The following is a 16,210-nucleotide window of genomic DNA, read 5'->3' as shown; positions in this document are numbered from 1 at the left end:
AAAAGAAGAGGAGAGGAAATCATTGACGTATCAAGCATTTTACCGTGTGTATAGACCACAATCATTCCGAGAAATGTCAGGTCAAGCACATGTCAAAAGAACGCTGCAAAATGCTCTCCTAGCGAATAAAACAACTCATGCATATTTGTTTTCAGGACCTCGTGGAACCGGGAAAACAAGTACAGCCAAAATTTTTGCCAAGGCTTTAAACTGTGAGCATGCTCCAGCAAGCGAACCGTGTAATGAGTGTGCAACTTGTTTAAGCATTACAGATGGTTCACACCCAGATGTTATTGAATTTGATGCGGCTTCCAATTCACGGGTGGAAGAAATACGTGACATTATTGAAAAAGTACGTTTTGCACCTGCAAGTAGCAGGTTTAAAGTGTATATCATTGATGAAGTGCATATGCTGTCTACAAGTGCCTTCAATGCGCTTTTAAAAACGTTAGAAGAACCACCACCACATGCGGTATTTATTTTAGCAACAACAGAACCTCATAAATTACCAGCGACGATTATTTCACGTTGCCAACGTTTTGATTTCAAACGACTTTCAACCAACGATATTATTGACCGTATGAAGGTTGTATTAGAAGACATTGAGCTACCATTTGAAGAACAAGGACTTAAAGTAATTGCACAATCAGCTGCTGGCGGTATGCGTGATGCATTGAGTTTGTTAGATCAAGTTGTATCCTTCAGTGGTGAGCTGCTGAAACTTGAAGATGCGCTCTTAGTTACTGGTTCAATTAGTCAAGATGTTTTCTATGATTTAGCAGAAGCGTTAAAGGTGAAAGATGTTGCACAAATGCTTGCACTTTTAGAACAGCTAATTGCAGATGGAAAAGATCCATTGCGCTTGTCGGAAGATTTAATTACCTTTTTCCGCGATTTGCTTCTTTTGCAAACGAGTGAGAATTTAGCTGAACTGTTAGAGCTAGTATCACCGGAAGAGCGTGTGTTTGCGTTGGCACATGATTTTGCTCCGGATATGCTCTATGGATACATTGATATTTTAGCGAAAACACAACAAGAAATGCGTTTCTCTCATCATACAAAAATTTATTTGGAAACGGCATTGCTGAAAATGACTCAGTTTTCAGGTGGGGTAGTAAATCACAACGTTACGTCAAGCGAAGCGGCAATGAGTCCAGAGCTTGCACAAAAAATAGTTGCACTTGAACAAATGGTGCAACAATTGTCAGCGCAATTACAAAGTGGTGCACCATCACAATCTGTTCAATCTGCAAAAGAACAACGTCCTCGCGCAAAAAGCTCAAACGGCTATAAAGCGCCTACTGGACGTATACAAGAAGTGCTTAAGGATGCGACAAAGCAAGATGTCCAGCGTTTAAAAGCTGTATGGGCGCAAGCATTAAATCAATTGCAAAAGTCACAATCAGCTCTTTTAGCAGAAGCTGAACCTGTTGCGGCATCTTCGAGTGCTTTTGTGTTAAAATTCAAGTATGATATTCATTGTCAAATGGTTGCTGATAATCAAATGCTAAAAGCACAATTCACACAATTAATTGCAGGTCAGACGGGCACGATGTATGAAATGCTTTGTGCACCTGAAGAAACTTGGTTAAAGTTGCGTGAAGAGTTCATTCGTGATCATGGATTACAACAAAAGAAAGAACAGCTAGTTAATGATGATCCGAATGTTGAATTATTAGAACCACCACCGGCAGAAATGCCAGAAGAACCATTTATCGATGATGCACAACCACTTGCATCACAAGATCCACTTGTGACGGAAGCGGAAAAGCTATTTGGTAAGGATTTTATTGAAATTGTTGAAGACTGATTACTTAGGAGGAATAGGTTATGCGTGGAATGGGAAATATGCAAGGCATGATGAAGAAAATGCAAAAAATGCAAAAAGAAATGATGGAAGCTCAAGAAGCTTTAAATGTAGAACAATTTGAAGGTGTTGCTGGCGGCGGTATGGTCAAAGTAACAGTTACAGGTCAACGCGAAGTTGTAGATGTGAATCTTGATACTTCAGTAGTAGATCCTGACGATATCGAAATGCTACAGGATTTAATTGTTGTTGCAACGAATGAAGCACTTAAAAAAGTGGAAGAAAAAACAAATGCAACAATGGGTAAATTCACACAAGGCATGAACCTTCCATTCTAGGAGGTAACAATATGTATTACCCAGAACCAATATCTAAATTAATCGATAGTTTTATGAAATTGCCAGGTATCGGGCCGAAAACCGCGGCCCGACTGGCGTTTTTTGTGTTAACAATGAAAGAGGATGACGTTCTATCCTTTTCAAAAGCTTTAATAGAGGCAAAGCGTAATTTAAGCTATTGCTCTGTTTGTGGCAATATTACCGATATAGACCCATGTCATATTTGTACTGACAAACAACGTGACGCTTCTGTCATTTGTGTTGTCCAAGATACTAAAGATGTTATTGCAATGGAAAAAATGCGTGATTACCATGGTAAGTACCATGTGCTACAAGGAGCTATTTCACCGATGGATGGTATCGGTCCAGAGGATATTAATGTAGCCTCACTTTTAGTTCGACTACAAGATGAAACTGTACAGGAGCTTATTTTAGCAACTAATTCTACTATTGAAGGTGAAGCGACAGCTATGTATATTTCTCGTCTTGTCAAACCATCAGGCATCCGTACAACTCGTATCGCGCATGGATTACCTGTAGGTGGAGATTTAGAATATGCTGATGAAGTAACGTTATCGAAGGCAATGGAAGGCCGCCGAGAGTTATGAGTGAGGGATTGAGATGTTCTTCCGCAATAAAGGAAAGCTAAAAAAAGAATTTGATGAAAAGCTTGTTAATCTTATTAGAGAAACAAAAGAAGATTTACAGCAAGCGAAAGTAATTGAAGAATTATTAAATGATTATGATTTAGAGATTATTGCTCAACGGAAAGCTGCTGAGAGTATACATTTCTATTTATTTAAAGAAGCTAGAATTCGGCGAGTGTTAATTAAATAATAGTCGAGAGTTATAGAAGCGACATGGGAATCATAAACTTACATAATTATTATCGAAGGAGGCAATTGGATGCCGTGGATCGTAATTGTAAGTGTTTGTGTGCCTGTAGCGCTTCTTTTTCTTTATATAGTAGGAAGGCATGTTAAATTAGGAAAAGTATTAGAAGGGATATCTGTTTTTTGGTTCCGTTTTGCATTTGCGTTTTTATTATTATTCATTATCCATTTAGGTGTTGGATATGGCGGATATAACGTCCCTATCAACTTGTTTTCAGTGTTCACAATTGCAATATTAGGAATTCCAGGTGTGCTAGGAATAACTTTTTTAATATTTTTCTTATAAAAGACTTGCAAACTGTAAATGTTGTGATATAGTAATAAGAGTCGTTAAGATAACAACTGAAACAACAACTTATATAAAACAAAAACAATTAAAATAAATTGTTGACATTGATTTGAAAAGATGGTATTATATAAGAGTTGCTGAAATACGAAGCGACAAAATGAACCTTGAAAACTGAACAAGCAAAACGTAATCAATATAGTTTTTACAAGCTAACTCCGTTAGTGAACGAAACAAAATTTTGGACATCAAAATTGATGCCAGCAAAACAATTTGAGCTAATCAAATTTCTTTTATGGAGAGTTTGATCCTGGCTCAGGACGAACGCTGGCGGCGTGCCTAATACATGCAAGTCGAGCGAACAGATAAGGAGCTTGCTCCTTTGACGTTAGCGGCGGACGGGTGAGTAACACGTGGGCAACCTACCCTATAGTTTGGGATAACTCCGGGAAACCGGGGCTAATACCGAATAACTTGTTGTCTCTCATGAGACAATTCTAAAAGACGGTTTCGGCTGTCGCTATAGGATGGGCCCGCGGCGCATTAGCTAGTTGGTGAGGTAACGGCTCACCAAGGCGACGATGCGTAGCCGACCTGAGAGGGTGATCGGCCACACTGGGACTGAGACACGGCCCAGACTCCTACGGGAGGCAGCAGTAGGGAATCTTCCACAATGGGCGAAAGCCTGATGGAGCAACGCCGCGTGAGTGAAGAAGGATTTCGGTTCGTAAAACTCTGTTGTAAGGGAAGAACAAGTACAGTAGTAACTGGCTGTACCTTGACGGTACCTTATTAGAAAGCCACGGCTAACTACGTGCCAGCAGCCGCGGTAATACGTAGGTGGCAAGCGTTGTCCGGAATTATTGGGCGTAAAGCGCGCGCAGGTGGTTTCTTAAGTCTGATGTGAAAGCCCACGGCTCAACCGTGGAGGGTCATTGGAAACTGGGAGACTTGAGTGCAGAAGAGGATAGTGGAATTCCAAGTGTAGCGGTGAAATGCGTAGAGATTTGGAGGAACACCAGTGGCGAAGGCGACTATCTGGTCTGTAACTGACACTGAGGCGCGAAAGCGTGGGGAGCAAACAGGATTAGATACCCTGGTAGTCCACGCCGTAAACGATGAGTGCTAAGTGTTAGGGGGTTTCCGCCCCTTAGTGCTGCAGCTAACGCATTAAGCACTCCGCCTGGGGAGTACGGTCGCAAGACTGAAACTCAAAGGAATTGACGGGGGCCCGCACAAGCGGTGGAGCATGTGGTTTAATTCGAAGCAACGCGAAGAACCTTACCAGGTCTTGACATCCCATTGACCACTGTAGAGATACAGTTTTCCCTTCGGGGACAACGGTGACAGGTGGTGCATGGTTGTCGTCAGCTCGTGTCGTGAGATGTTGGGTTAAGTCCCGCAACGAGCGCAACCCTTGATCTTAGTTGCCATCATTTAGTTGGGCACTCTAAGGTGACTGCCGGTGACAAACCGGAGGAAGGTGGGGATGACGTCAAATCATCATGCCCCTTATGACCTGGGCTACACACGTGCTACAATGGACGATACAAACGGTTGCCAACTCGCGAGAGGGAGCTAATCCGATAAAGTCGTTCTCAGTTCGGATTGTAGGCTGCAACTCGCCTACATGAAGCCGGAATCGCTAGTAATCGCGGATCAGCATGCCGCGGTGAATACGTTCCCGGGCCTTGTACACACCGCCCGTCACACCACGAGAGTTTGTAACACCCGAAGTCGGTGAGGTAACCTTTTGGAGCCAGCCGCCGAAGGTGGGATAGATGATTGGGGTGAAGTCGTAACAAGGTAGCCGTATCGGAAGGTGCGGCTGGATCACCTCCTTTCTAAGGATATTTTCGGAATACAAACCTTGGGTTTGTAAGATTACGTTTTGCGTTCAGTTTTGAAGGTTCATCATTACGATGAAATACTTCAAAACTTGTTCTTTGAAAACTGGATAAAACGACATTGAAATTGTAACAAACACATTTATTTTTTTAAGTTTTTTAGGCTTAATAACTAGGTTAAGTTATTAAGGGCGCACGGCGAATGCCTTGGCACTAGGAGCCGAAGAAGGACGGCACTAACACCGATATGCTTCGGGGAGCTGTAAGTGAGCTTTGATCCGGAGATTTCCGAATGGGGGAACCCACTACGTTTAATCGCGTAGTATCTTGACGTGAATACATAGCGTCTTGAAGGCAGACCCAGGGAACTGAAACATCTAAGTACCTGGAGGAAGAGAAAGAAAAATCGATTCCCTGAGTAGCGGCGAGCGAAACGGGAAGAGCCCAAACCAAGAGGCTTGCCTCTTGGGGTTGTAGGACACTCTATACGGAGTTACAAAGGAATGAGTTAGATGAAGCGACTTGGAAAGGTCCGCCAGAGCAGGTAAAAGCCCTGTAGTCGAAAGTTTATTCCCTCCAGAGTGGATCCTGAGTACGGCGGAACACGTGAAATTCCGTCGGAATCCGGGAGGACCATCTCCCAAGGCTAAATACTACCTAGTGACCGATAGTGAACCAGTACCGTGAGGGAAAGGTGAAAAGCACCCCGGAAGGGGAGTGAAAGAGATCCTGAAACCGTGTGCCTACAAGTAGTTAGAGCCCGTTAATGGGTGATAGCGTGCCTTTTGTAGAATGAACCGGCGAGTTACGATTACGTGCGAGGTTAAGCTTTATAAGGCGGAGCCGCAGCGAAAGCGAGTCTGAATAGGGCGAATTAGTACGTGGTCGTAGACCCGAAACCAGGTGATCTACCCATGTCCAGGGTGAAGGTGAGGTAACACTTACTGGAGGCCCGAACCCACGCACGTTGAAAAGTGCGGGGATGAGGTGTGGGTAGCGGAGAAATTCCAATCGAACTTGGAGATAGCTGGTTCTCTCCGAAATAGCTTTAGGGCTAGCCTCGTGATGAGAATACTGGAGGTAGAGCACTGTTTGGACTAGGGGGCCATCCCGGTTTACCGAATTCAGACAAACTCCGAATGCCAGATATTTATACACGGGAGTCAGACTGCGAGTGATAAGATCCGTAGTCAAAAGGGAAACAGCCCAGACCACCAGCTAAGGTCCCAAAGTAATCGTTAAGTGGAAAAGGATGTGGCGTTGCACAGACAACCAGGATGTTGGCTTAGAAGCAGCCATCATTTAAAGAGTGCGTAATAGCTCACTGGTCGAGTGACGCTGCGCCGAAAATGTATCGGGGCTAAACGATTCACCGAAGCTGTGGATTGACATCTACGATGTCAGTGGTAGGAGAGCGTTCTAAGTGCGTTGAAGTCAGACCGGAAGGACTGGTGGAGCGCTTAGAAGTGAGAATGCCGGTATGAGTAGCGAAAGACGGGTGAGAATCCCGTCCACCGTATGACTAAGGTTTCCTGAGGAAGGCTCGTCCGCTCAGGGTTAGTCGGGACCTAAGCCGAGGCCGATAGGCGTAGGCGATGGACAACAGGTTGATATTCCTGTACCACCTCCTCACCGTTTGAGAAATGGGGGGACGCAGTAGGATAGGGTAAGCGCGCCGTTGGTTGTGCGCGTCCAAGCAGTAAGGCGTGTGTGTAGGCAAATCCGCACACTATAACGTTGAGCTGTGATGGCGAGTCCGTATGGACGAAGTTCCTGATTTCACACTGCCAAGAAAAGCCTCTATCGAGGTGAGAGGTGCCCGTACCGCAAACCGACACAGGTAGTCGAGGAGAGAATCCTAAGGTGTGCGAGAGAACTCTCGTTAAGGAACTCGGCAAAATGACCCCGTAACTTCGGGAGAAGGGGTGCTCTTGAGCGTGCAAGCGCACGAGAGCCGCAGTGAATAGGCCCAGGCGACTGTTTAGCAAAAACACAGGTCTCTGCAAAACCGTAAGGTGACGTATAGGGGCTGACGCCTGCCCGGTGCTGGAAGGTTAAGAGGAGTGGTTAGCGCAAGCGAAGCTGCGAATTGAAGCCCCAGTAAACGGCGGCCGTAACTATAACGGTCCTAAGGTAGCGAAATTCCTTGTCGGGTAAGTTCCGACCCGCACGAAAGGCGTAACGATCTGGGCACTGTCTCAACGAGAGACTCGGTGAAATTATAGTACCTGTGAAGATGCAGGTTACCCGCGACAGGACGGAAAGACCCCGTGGAGCTTTACTGTAGCCTGATATTGAATTTTGGTACAACTTGTACAGGATAGGTAGGAGCCAGAGATCTCGGAGCGCCAGCTTCGAAGGAGGCGTCGGTGGGATACTACCCTGGTTGTATTGAAATTCTAACCCATGCCCCTTAGCGGGGCAGGAGACAGTGTCAGGCGGACAGTTTGACTGGGGCGGTCGCCTCCTAAAAGGTAACGGAGGCGCCCAAAGGTTCCCTCAGAATGGTTGGAAATCATTCGTAGAGTGTAAAGGCACAAGGGAGCTTGACTGCGAGACCTACAAGTCGAGCAGGGTCGAAAGACGGGCTTAGTGATCCGGTGGTTCCGCATGGAAGGGCCATCGCTCAACGGATAAAAGCTACCCCGGGGATAACAGGCTTATCTCCCCCAAGAGTCCACATCGACGGGGAGGTTTGGCACCTCGATGTCGGCTCATCGCATCCTGGGGCTGTAGTCGGTCCCAAGGGTTGGGCTGTTCGCCCATTAAAGCGGTACGCGAGCTGGGTTCAGAACGTCGTGAGACAGTTCGGTCCCTATCCGTCGTGGGCGTAGGAAATTTGAGAGGAGCTGTCCTTAGTACGAGAGGACCGGGATGGACACACCGCTGGTGTACCAGTTGTCTTGCCAAAGGCATCGCTGGGTAGCTATGTGTGGACGGGATAAGTGCTGAAAGCATCTAAGCATGAAGCCCCCCTCAAGATGAGATTTCCCATTACGCAAGTAAGTAAGATCCCTCAAAGACGATGAGGTAGATAGGTTCGAGGTGGAAGTGTGGTGACACATGGAGCTGACGAATACTAATCGATCGAGGACTTAACCAAAAAAGTTTGAAACATTCAATGAACCGTTTATCCAGTTTTGAAAGAACAAATCTTTCAAAAAAGGAAGCTTCAATTTACGTTGTATATTGCAAGCTGTACATAAGTCTAGTGATGATGGCAAAGAGGTCACACCCGTTCCCATACCGAACACGGAAGTTAAGCTCTTTAGCGCCGATGGTAGTTGGGGGCTTCCCCCTGTGAGAGTAGGACGTCGCTAGGCACATTCAAAACATCGAAGAGAAATCTTCGGTGTTTTTTTGTTTTTGCTAAAGTAATTGATTCCTTCCCATTAGTTAAAAAAGTACATAAAAAGAAAATGAAACTATAGCTCATTTGTATCCGTCTATTGAGTAAAATTTATATTTAGTAATTTCAACATGATAGAAGGGGGGATTGTATGGAGCAGTATGAAGCACAAGCTATGAAGGAAATTATGCATACATATGGAGATTATTTAATGAGATTATCGTATTTATATGTTAAGGACTGGGCTACAGCTGAAGATATTGTACAGGATGTCTTTATTAAGTTTTTCGAAACGCATCATCAATTTGAGGAACGTGCTACATTAAAAACTTACTTAGCTAAAATAACAATTAATCGATGTCATGATTATTTACGTAGTTGGAAAAGTAGAAGACAAATAATTTCGAACTACTGGTTAAATCAAATCTATGCAGAAAAGTGTTCAATAGATAGTGAGATGTTACAACGTTTAGAGAAGCTGGATATTGCTAAAAGTGTTCTACAGTTATCTGTGAAGTACCGTGAAGTAATTATATTGTTTTATTATGAAGAACTGACCACTGCGGCGATTGGAGAGTTACTGAATCTATCTGAGAATACAATTAAAACAAGATTGAGACGTGCAAGGGAGATGCTAAAACAGAGGTTAGATGAAGCAGAATGGGAGGTGTTACGGCATGAATAAAATAAAGCATGATTTTGATAAGTTATTTAGTGATGAATCAAGATTTTCAGAGGCAAATGAAAAGCGAGTCATGCAAGAAATAATAGCTAGAAGAAATACTAGCCGTAAACGTTCATGGCAGTATCCTCTTATTATGTGTGGCTCAATATTTCTTATAGTTTTGCTTGCCGTGATTGTGTCGTTTGAATCAAATATATCCAAAGAAGAGTCACTAGCATTATGGTTGCAAGAAAGTGGCGCAGATGAAATTCTTTATGAAGAAATGAATGTGTTGCAAAAGGAAGATGCTCTTGTTGTTTATAAAGTACAGACAGATTCGAGTTTGCTAGTTCATGCTGCATATTTAATTTTTAAGGATGGTGAATGGATTTCCACAGACCATTGTACAAATGGTTTTGGTACAGAAGATGTAACTGTGCATTATTTAAACTCTAGACAGGCGCCTTATTTATATTGTGGTACAGAGAGAAGCAACGGTTTAAAGAAAGTTATAGTTGGAAAACAGGAAGGGAAGATATTGGAGGTAGCCAATGCTGGGATGTTTTGGTTCGCCTTTAGCAAGCAACCTGTAGCACGTGTAGTTTACGAATATATTGATGGATCAATGCAACGGATGAATTCCATTGAATGGGCGTCCACAGACATTGATGATAGGGTCCCTGTGATAGGTAATATGACGGGACAACAATATAAGATACAGTATACAAGTAATGCGATGAACCGTGGTAACCATGAATATACGTCCTATCCTATTGTTATTGAACCAAATGTTGAAAATTTAAATAGAGGCGACGTTGTATATGTAAATGCCGAGGATGGAACAAAGACGATAGCACGTATTGTAGGATTGCCTGGAGAAAAGATTGCCATTCAGGATGGAACGATCATAGTAAATACAATACCCCTAGATATATACTATGGTTTTGCCACACAAATGGGCTTCGATGTGTTTGAAGCATATATCGACAAGCTGAAAGAGGATGGTGCGACTTTTGATGAAAATGAAATTCGTAAATATTTTTTTTGGAATATGGATGAATTGCCTCTTGATGCAGGCGAATATTATGTAGCAGCAGATAATTGGGGACACGGTATAATGACGAAAATTACGGATTCTCTAATTATAGGGAAAGTGCTAGGTTATGAAGCATTAGAGATAGCTAATGAATGGTCCAAAACGGAAAGGGCATTATATGATGCTTTTAGAGAACAAAATGATGTGGAAATATTTCGTGATGTAGATCCATTGACGATAGCTCGTGTTCAGTTATACGCGAAATTTTTAGCCGATGAACAAACTGTGTATCGGCTATATACAACTCGGGAAAACTATTCGAAATGGAGCGAGGCCGATCATATGCGTCAACATACACAAGTAGAGGCAGAAAGAAATAGATCTTGGGCATTGGAAATGGCGAAAGCGATGAAAAATGGGACATTTAAAGAACTGCCCGATCATGGAGGAGTCATCCTTTTTACACAAAATGAAAGTGACATGGGCTATCAAATGGTGAAAAATGAAAACGGTATTTGGCAAGTTGCCTTTATGCCAATTCAGTAGCTAAAATTAGTGGAACTCTTTTGAATCGTTTTAGCAGGGAGTTTTTATATCAATGGGAATTTAAAATCAAATGCTTTAATTGTTTTTTTCTACACCTTAAATCTTAAGCTATCCTATTTTGTAGGATAGCTTTTTTATCCTGCAATAATCCCGTATAATTAAAGGATAATAAATTGAAAAGGGTGTCTTGTTTTGCAAAAGAAAAAGCCAATTGTAGAAGGTTTAGAGCGTTTTCGACAACAACAAAATATATCTTTTCATGTACCAGGACATAAACATGGTGAATTGTCACATCTACCACAAGCTTTTAAAGATGTCATGCGTTACGATGTGACAGAATTAACAGGACTAGATGACTTGCATTACCCTGAAGAGATGATTTTAGAGGCTGAAAATTTACTGGCTGATACATATGGCGTGATGAAAAGCTTTTTTTTAGTAGGTGGCTCTACGGTAGGAAATTTAGCTATGATTTATGCTACATGTAAAAGAGGCGATACGATTATCGTACAACGTAATGCACATAAGTCTATATTTCACGCAATTGAGCTAGTTGGAGCAAAGGCAGTATATGTTTCTCCTCAGTGGGATGATCGAACATTAACAGCAACACATGTCTCTTATCACGATTTAAAACAGGCAGTAGATTGTTATCCAGAGGCAAAGGCAGTTGTATTAACATACCCCACATATTACGGTATGACATCGAACGAAATTTCACAGCAAGTGGCATATTGTCATGAAAAGAAAATACCTGTTTTGGTAGATGAGGCTCATGGTGCTCATTTTAGTGCCTGTTCTTTATTTCAGCCATCTGCATTGACCTTTGGTGCAGATGTTGTTGTACAGTCAGCACACAAAACATTGCCAGCTATGACAATGGCTTCTTTTATGCATGTGAACTCAGAATTAGTGAATGTTGAAAGTATTCATCACTATTTACGTATGTTACAATCCAGCAGTCCATCGTATGTATTGTTAGCTTCTTTAGATGATGCACGCTATTATATACAGACATATATGGAGAGTGATGGCGCATATATAATAGAGAAAAAAAATCAATGGGCTGAAGCATTACGTGCAATTGGCTCACTTGAAGTAATTGAAGTAGATGATCCTATAAAGTTATTGCTCCGAGTCAAAGGTTATAGTGGTTATCAATTACAAGAAGCATTAGAAGCTAAGTATGTTTATGCCGAGCTTGCAGATGCACACCAAGTATTACTTGTATTGCCACTTTTAAAGCAAGGGTACAGTTACCCGTTTGCAGATATACGCGTTCGCATTAAAGATGCTGTTACAGCATTATTAAACACTGAAAAAACAGAAATACAAGCTGTTTCCCAAACAGCATACAATTTTGTAGCTATTACAGAACCAATGTATTCGTTCGATGAAATAGCGAATATGAAGAAGGAATGGCTACCCTATATGCGAACGATGGGACGTACAGCTGCAAGTATGATTATTCCTTACCCTCCTGGTATACCATTACTTGTTCCAGGTGAGAAAATTACAGTGGCTAAACTAAGTCAACTAGAAGAATTACTTGCAACAGGTGCAACTTTCCAAGGAAATCACCGATTAGAAGAAAAAATGATTGAGGTCATTAAATAGTTGGAGGCAATAACAGCATGAAGTGCAATTTATTTATTACATTCGAAGGTCCAGAAGGTGCTGGCAAAACAACCGTTATTAAAAAAATCGCTGAACGGTTATTACTAGAAAATATAGATGTTTTAGCAACGAGAGAACCTGGAGGCATTGAAATCGCTGAAAAGATTCGTACAATCATTTTAAACCCGGAGCATACAGCAATGGATGAGCGTACAGAAGCATTATTATATGCGGCAGCTAGAAGTCAGCATTACTTTGAAAAAGTACGACCTGCTTTAGATGCTGGAAAAATGGTAATTTGTGATCGCTTTATCGATTCATCATTAGCTTACCAAGGATATGCACGTGGCATTGGTGTAGATGAGGTACTTTCCATTAATGAATTTGCAATAGGGAAGAAATTACCTGACTTAACAATTCTATTTGATATTTCTCCAGAGGTTGGTTTAGCACGTATTCATGCACATAGTGACCGAGAAGTGAACCGTCTCGATGTTGAAAGTCTGGCTTTTCACAAAAAGGTGCGTGAAGGATATTTACAATTAGTAAAACGTTATCCAGAACGTATAAATGTCGTCAATGCAGACCAAAGTATTGAGCGTGTAGTTGAAGATGTATGGGCAATATTGTACGAAGCAATACAGTAAAAACATGAAGTCGGCTACCATATTGTGATATAATGGTAACATACGGTGACAGATGAACTGCATCGGATAGAAGAGGACCTTTCCTTATAGGTGCTAAGAAGAATGCAATTGAACTAATTATCATCGGTTACGCAAATCAATGATAAAATAAAGAAGTGAATTTTTCTAGCGCAATTTATACTTCGTGGTAATAATACGAGAGCTTAAATAATTTTGTGCTTTTGTTTTAATTGAAGTTAAAACTGATGGTAGAAGTTGCTGTTTTTGAATAAATTCTATCAAGGCCAATTATATAAAAGGGGTGAGTGCGAATGAAGTTAGTCGTAGCTGTGGTACAAGATCAGGATAGTAGCCGCTTATCGAATGCTTTAACGAAAAATCAGTTTCGCGCAACAAAATTAGCGAGTACAGGGGGGTTTTTACGCTCTGGTAATACGACGTTCTTAATTGGAACAGAAGACTCTCTCATACCCAAAGTTTTAGATATTATCCGTGATAATTGTCGAGCGCGTGAACAGTTGGTTGCACCTGTTTCACCATTAGGTGGTAATGCAGATTCCTATATACCATATCCAGTGGAGGTAGAGGTAGGGGGCGCTACTGTATTTGTTTTACCGATTGAACAATTTCACCATTTTTAACGGTATTTAAATAAAAGATAAATATGTTGTTCAGTAAGAATTGCCAAGCAGACAGTACGAATTCACACATAAAGATGAATTTTATAAGAAAGCAATTGGGGGCGAAAGCAGCTTGAAGATCAATCAAGATATACGTGTCGGGTTAAATACTAATCGTACAGAGCCTCTTCAAAATAATAATCAAAACAACCGATTCGGTGATATGGTCGTTAAGCAAGGTTCAAAATTGCAAACCGAACAATTAACACGATTGTTGGGGGATATTTCTACTGCTGGTGACCGTGTTGCAAGATCCCGAAATTTGCGAGAGCTTGCTCGTTTTAAAATGCTTGTGAAGCGTTTTTTACAGGAAACTGTAGAACATGGAATGGAATTAAAACAATCACATACATGGAATCGCTTTGGTGAGGGAAGACGATTAAAAATTATTGAAACAATTGATAGTCGTCTTGTGGAACTTGCACAAGATATTTTAGACGAAGAAAAAGAAGCGATTGACCTTCTCGATAAAATCGGAGAGATTAAAGGTCTATTAATTAATTTATATATGTAAAACCCGTGTCTTGTTCACTTGTAGGCGCGGGCTTTTTTCAAATTGATTCAGTAGGGTTTTAAATATTAAAATTGGTGGAATGTATTTCTACTGAAATAAATTTACTTGTACAAGTCTAAAAGGCTTTATTGATATAGGAAGGAATTTAATAAAAAATGGCGAAGAATGTTGAAGAGCTTTTCACACTACAGCCAGTCGTAATGAAGCAGCTTCAAACGATTTTTGACAAAAATAGATTAGCCCATGCATACATTTTTGATGGCGAAAAAGGGACAGGGAAAGTGGATATTATGCGTTTTTTTGTAAAATTAATGCTATGTGAACATCCACAAAAAAATGTTCCATGTGAAACATGTCGAAATTGCAGACGAGTAGATTCGGGAAATCATCCGAATATTCATCAAATTTATCCTGAAGGTCAATTTATTAAAATTGATCAAATACGTGATCTTATAGCTGAGATGAAGATGATGGGTGTAGAGCAAGGACGGAAAATTTACGTACTCCATCACGCAGATCGCCTCAATATAGCATCAGCTAACATGATTTTAAAGTTTTTAGAGGAACCGGATGGAGAAGTTACGGCTATTTTGTTAACAGAGCAGATGCAATCCATATTACCTACAATTCGTTCGCGCTGTCAGCATGTTAAGTTTCAAAAAATGCCTAGACAAGTATTGTTAAAGCATTTGCAAGAAAACGAAATTCCCCACTCCATGGCTTCTACAGTTAGCATGATGACGAACGAGCTCGAAACAGCTATTTTTTTAGCAAAAGATGAGCAGTTTGCACAGGCTCGAAAAACAGTGTTAAAATTAGTAGAGGCAATTCGCCAAAATGTACATGAAGCTATGATTGTTGTGCATGAGGAATGGTTGCCACTATTTAAGGAAAAAGGCGAAATGGAGCAAGCATTGGATTTACTACTATTTGCTTACCGTGATATAGTGTCAATAAAAGCTAATCCCGAAGCAGCTTGTACTTATCCAGACATGTTACAGACTTTTAAAGAAGCTGCGTTACATTCGACTTTCGAACGCCTATCTAGTCAAATGGAGGCTATTTTACAGGCGCGCGCATCTTTACAGCGTAACATGAATAGGACGTTAATGATGGAGCAGCTAATGCTTAATCTGCAGGAGGGATATACATTTGTATAATGTAGTAGGAATCCGCTTTAAAAAAGCGGGTAAAATATATTATTTCGATCCAGCATCATTTCTACTAGAAGACAGTCAATATGTCATTGTAGAGACAGCTCGCGGTGTAGAATATGGTAAGGTAGTTGTCCCTCAAAAAGTAGTAGGGGAAAATGATGTCGTATTACCACTTAAACAAGTACTACGACCAGCAGATGAACGGGATCGAATCCAAGTTGAAGAAAATGCAATCGAGTCAAAGCGGGCATTTGAGCTAGCAAGTGCAAAAATCATAGAACACAAACTAGAGATGAAACTTGTTGATGTAGAATATACATTTGATCGTAATAAAATAATTTTTTATTTTACAGCAGAAGGTCGGGTCGATTTTAGGGATTTAGTAAAAGATTTAGCCTCTGTTTTTAGAACACGTATCGAGCTACGCCAAATTGGTGTACGAGATGAAGCAAAATTATTAGGTGGTATCGGTCCATGTGGCCGAATGCTATGCTGTTCAACATTTTTAGGTGATTTTGATCCAGTGTCTATCAAAATGGCAAAAGATCAAAATTTATCTTTAAACCCATCAAAAATATCTGGGTTATGTGGTCGTTTAATGTGCTGTTTAAAGTATGAAAACGATGAGTATGAAGAAGCAAAAGAAGGTATGCCAGATGTTGGTGAAATGACAATGACACCAGATGGCCGCGGAAGAGTTGTAGGTTTAAATGTGCTGGAAAGAATTGTTCAAGTATATTTACAAGAGCAGGAGCGCACGGTTGAGTATACACTAGAAGAACTGCTGGCATGCGAAAAAAATCTTATATAAGATAGAGAATTTAACGAG

The 16,210-nt window shown here is 41.3% G+C and carries 13 protein-coding genes and 3 rRNA genes; all 16 read left to right on the top strand.

Going from position 1 to position 16,210, the window contains the following annotated elements:
• Positions 1 to 22 precede the first annotated feature (22 nt).
• The 16 genes from dnaX to NSQ74_RS03205 all read left to right on the top strand — a co-directional run bounded on the left by dnaX (position 23) and on the right by NSQ74_RS03205 (position 16,192).
• Positions 23 to 1,810: a DNA polymerase III subunit gamma/tau gene (dnaX, locus tag NSQ74_RS03280; RefSeq protein ID WP_340821476.1), complete on the top strand. Its 1,788-nt coding sequence runs from the start codon at positions 23 to 25 to the stop codon at positions 1,808 to 1,810.
• 20 nt (positions 1,811 to 1,830) lie between these two features.
• Positions 1,831 to 2,145 (top strand): YbaB/EbfC family nucleoid-associated protein, encoded by a 315-nt coding sequence (locus NSQ74_RS03275; protein ID WP_340821475.1) that lies wholly within the window; start codon positions 1,831 to 1,833, stop codon positions 2,143 to 2,145.
• A gap of 11 nt (positions 2,146 to 2,156) precedes the next feature.
• Entirely contained in the window at positions 2,157 to 2,753 is a 597-nt protein-coding gene (recR, locus tag NSQ74_RS03270; protein ID WP_228134235.1) for a recombination mediator RecR, read from the top strand.
• Positions 2,754 to 2,766: 13 nt separating this feature from the next.
• A complete protein-coding gene (locus tag NSQ74_RS03265) occupies positions 2,767 to 2,982 on the top strand; it encodes a YaaL family protein (RefSeq protein WP_340821473.1) in 216 nt (71 codons plus the stop codon).
• A gap of 69 nt (positions 2,983 to 3,051) precedes the next feature.
• Positions 3,052 to 3,324 carry a pro-sigmaK processing inhibitor BofA family protein gene (locus tag NSQ74_RS03260; RefSeq protein ID WP_340821472.1) on the top strand — a complete coding sequence of 91 codons (273 nt, stop codon included), beginning with the start codon at positions 3,052 to 3,054 and terminating at the stop codon, positions 3,322 to 3,324.
• 292 nt (positions 3,325 to 3,616) lie between these two features.
• Positions 3,617 to 5,168, top strand: a 16S ribosomal RNA gene (locus tag NSQ74_RS03255).
• A gap of 178 nt (positions 5,169 to 5,346) precedes the next feature.
• Positions 5,347 to 8,274, top strand: a 23S ribosomal RNA gene (locus NSQ74_RS03250).
• 104 nt (positions 8,275 to 8,378) lie between these two features.
• Positions 8,379 to 8,494: ribosomal RNA gene (rrf, locus tag NSQ74_RS03245) — 5S ribosomal RNA — on the top strand.
• The 16S, 23S and 5S rRNA genes sit together here, the layout of an rRNA operon.
• A gap of 177 nt (positions 8,495 to 8,671) precedes the next feature.
• Positions 8,672 to 9,205, top strand: a complete 534-nt coding sequence (locus tag NSQ74_RS03240) for a sigma-70 family RNA polymerase sigma factor (protein ID WP_340821471.1) — start codon at positions 8,672 to 8,674, stop codon at positions 9,203 to 9,205.
• Positions 9,198 to 10,766 (top strand): S26 family signal peptidase, encoded by a 1,569-nt coding sequence (locus NSQ74_RS03235; protein ID WP_340821469.1) that lies wholly within the window; start codon positions 9,198 to 9,200, stop codon positions 10,764 to 10,766. The genes NSQ74_RS03240 and NSQ74_RS03235 overlap by 8 nt, the downstream gene beginning before the upstream one ends.
• A gap of 192 nt (positions 10,767 to 10,958) precedes the next feature.
• Positions 10,959 to 12,383: an aminotransferase class I/II-fold pyridoxal phosphate-dependent enzyme gene (locus tag NSQ74_RS03230; RefSeq protein ID WP_340821468.1), complete on the top strand. Its 1,425-nt coding sequence runs from the start codon at positions 10,959 to 10,961 to the stop codon at positions 12,381 to 12,383.
• Positions 12,384 to 12,400: 17 nt separating this feature from the next.
• Entirely contained in the window at positions 12,401 to 13,030 is a 630-nt protein-coding gene (gene tmk / locus NSQ74_RS03225; RefSeq protein ID WP_340821467.1) for a dTMP kinase, read from the top strand.
• A 311-nt stretch (positions 13,031 to 13,341) separates the two neighbouring features.
• Complete coding sequence (locus NSQ74_RS03220) at positions 13,342 to 13,671, top strand: cyclic-di-AMP receptor (protein WP_024362572.1); 330 nt, start codon at positions 13,342 to 13,344, stop codon at positions 13,669 to 13,671.
• Between the two features lie 112 nt (positions 13,672 to 13,783).
• Positions 13,784 to 14,224, top strand: a complete 441-nt coding sequence (locus NSQ74_RS03215) for a YaaR family protein (protein ID WP_340821465.1) — start codon at positions 13,784 to 13,786, stop codon at positions 14,222 to 14,224.
• A 155-nt stretch (positions 14,225 to 14,379) separates the two neighbouring features.
• Entirely contained in the window at positions 14,380 to 15,384 is a 1,005-nt protein-coding gene (gene holB, locus NSQ74_RS03210) for a DNA polymerase III subunit delta' (RefSeq protein ID WP_340821464.1), read from the top strand.
• Positions 15,377 to 16,192, top strand: coding sequence for a PSP1 domain-containing protein (locus NSQ74_RS03205; protein WP_340821463.1), 816 nt, complete (start codon positions 15,377 to 15,379; stop codon positions 16,190 to 16,192). The genes holB and NSQ74_RS03205 overlap by 8 nt, the downstream gene beginning before the upstream one ends.
• Positions 16,193 to 16,210 lie beyond the last annotated feature (18 nt).

Origin of the sequence: Lysinibacillus sp. FSL W8-0992 (assembly GCF_038008685.1) — a bacterium.
Taxonomy (GTDB): Bacteria; Bacillota; Bacilli; order Bacillales_A; family Planococcaceae; genus Lysinibacillus.
Note: the sequence above shows the minus strand (reverse complement) of the source record. Positions and strands in the feature narration are given on the sequence as shown.

Bases quoted from the DNA above. Each gene is read 5' to 3' on its own strand.
- NSQ74_RS03275 (WP_340821475.1), top strand. From the start codon at position 1,831: ATGCGTGGAATGGGAAATATGCAAGGCATGATGAAGAAAATGCAAAAA.
- recR (WP_228134235.1), top strand. From the start codon at position 2,157: ATGTATTACCCAGAACCAATATCTAAATTAATCGATAGTTTTATGAAA.
- NSQ74_RS03265 (WP_340821473.1), top strand. From the start codon at position 2,767: ATGTTCTTCCGCAATAAAGGAAAGCTAAAAAAAGAATTTGATGAAAAG.
- NSQ74_RS03260 (WP_340821472.1), top strand. From the start codon at position 3,052: ATGCCGTGGATCGTAATTGTAAGTGTTTGTGTGCCTGTAGCGCTTCTT.
- NSQ74_RS03240 (WP_340821471.1), top strand. From the start codon at position 8,672: ATGGAGCAGTATGAAGCACAAGCTATGAAGGAAATTATGCATACATAT.
- NSQ74_RS03235 (WP_340821469.1), top strand. From the start codon at position 9,198: ATGAATAAAATAAAGCATGATTTTGATAAGTTATTTAGTGATGAATCA.
- tmk (WP_340821467.1), top strand. From the start codon at position 12,401: ATGAAGTGCAATTTATTTATTACATTCGAAGGTCCAGAAGGTGCTGGC.
- NSQ74_RS03220 (WP_024362572.1), top strand. From the start codon at position 13,342: ATGAAGTTAGTCGTAGCTGTGGTACAAGATCAGGATAGTAGCCGCTTA.
- holB (WP_340821464.1), top strand. From the start codon at position 14,380: ATGGCGAAGAATGTTGAAGAGCTTTTCACACTACAGCCAGTCGTAATG.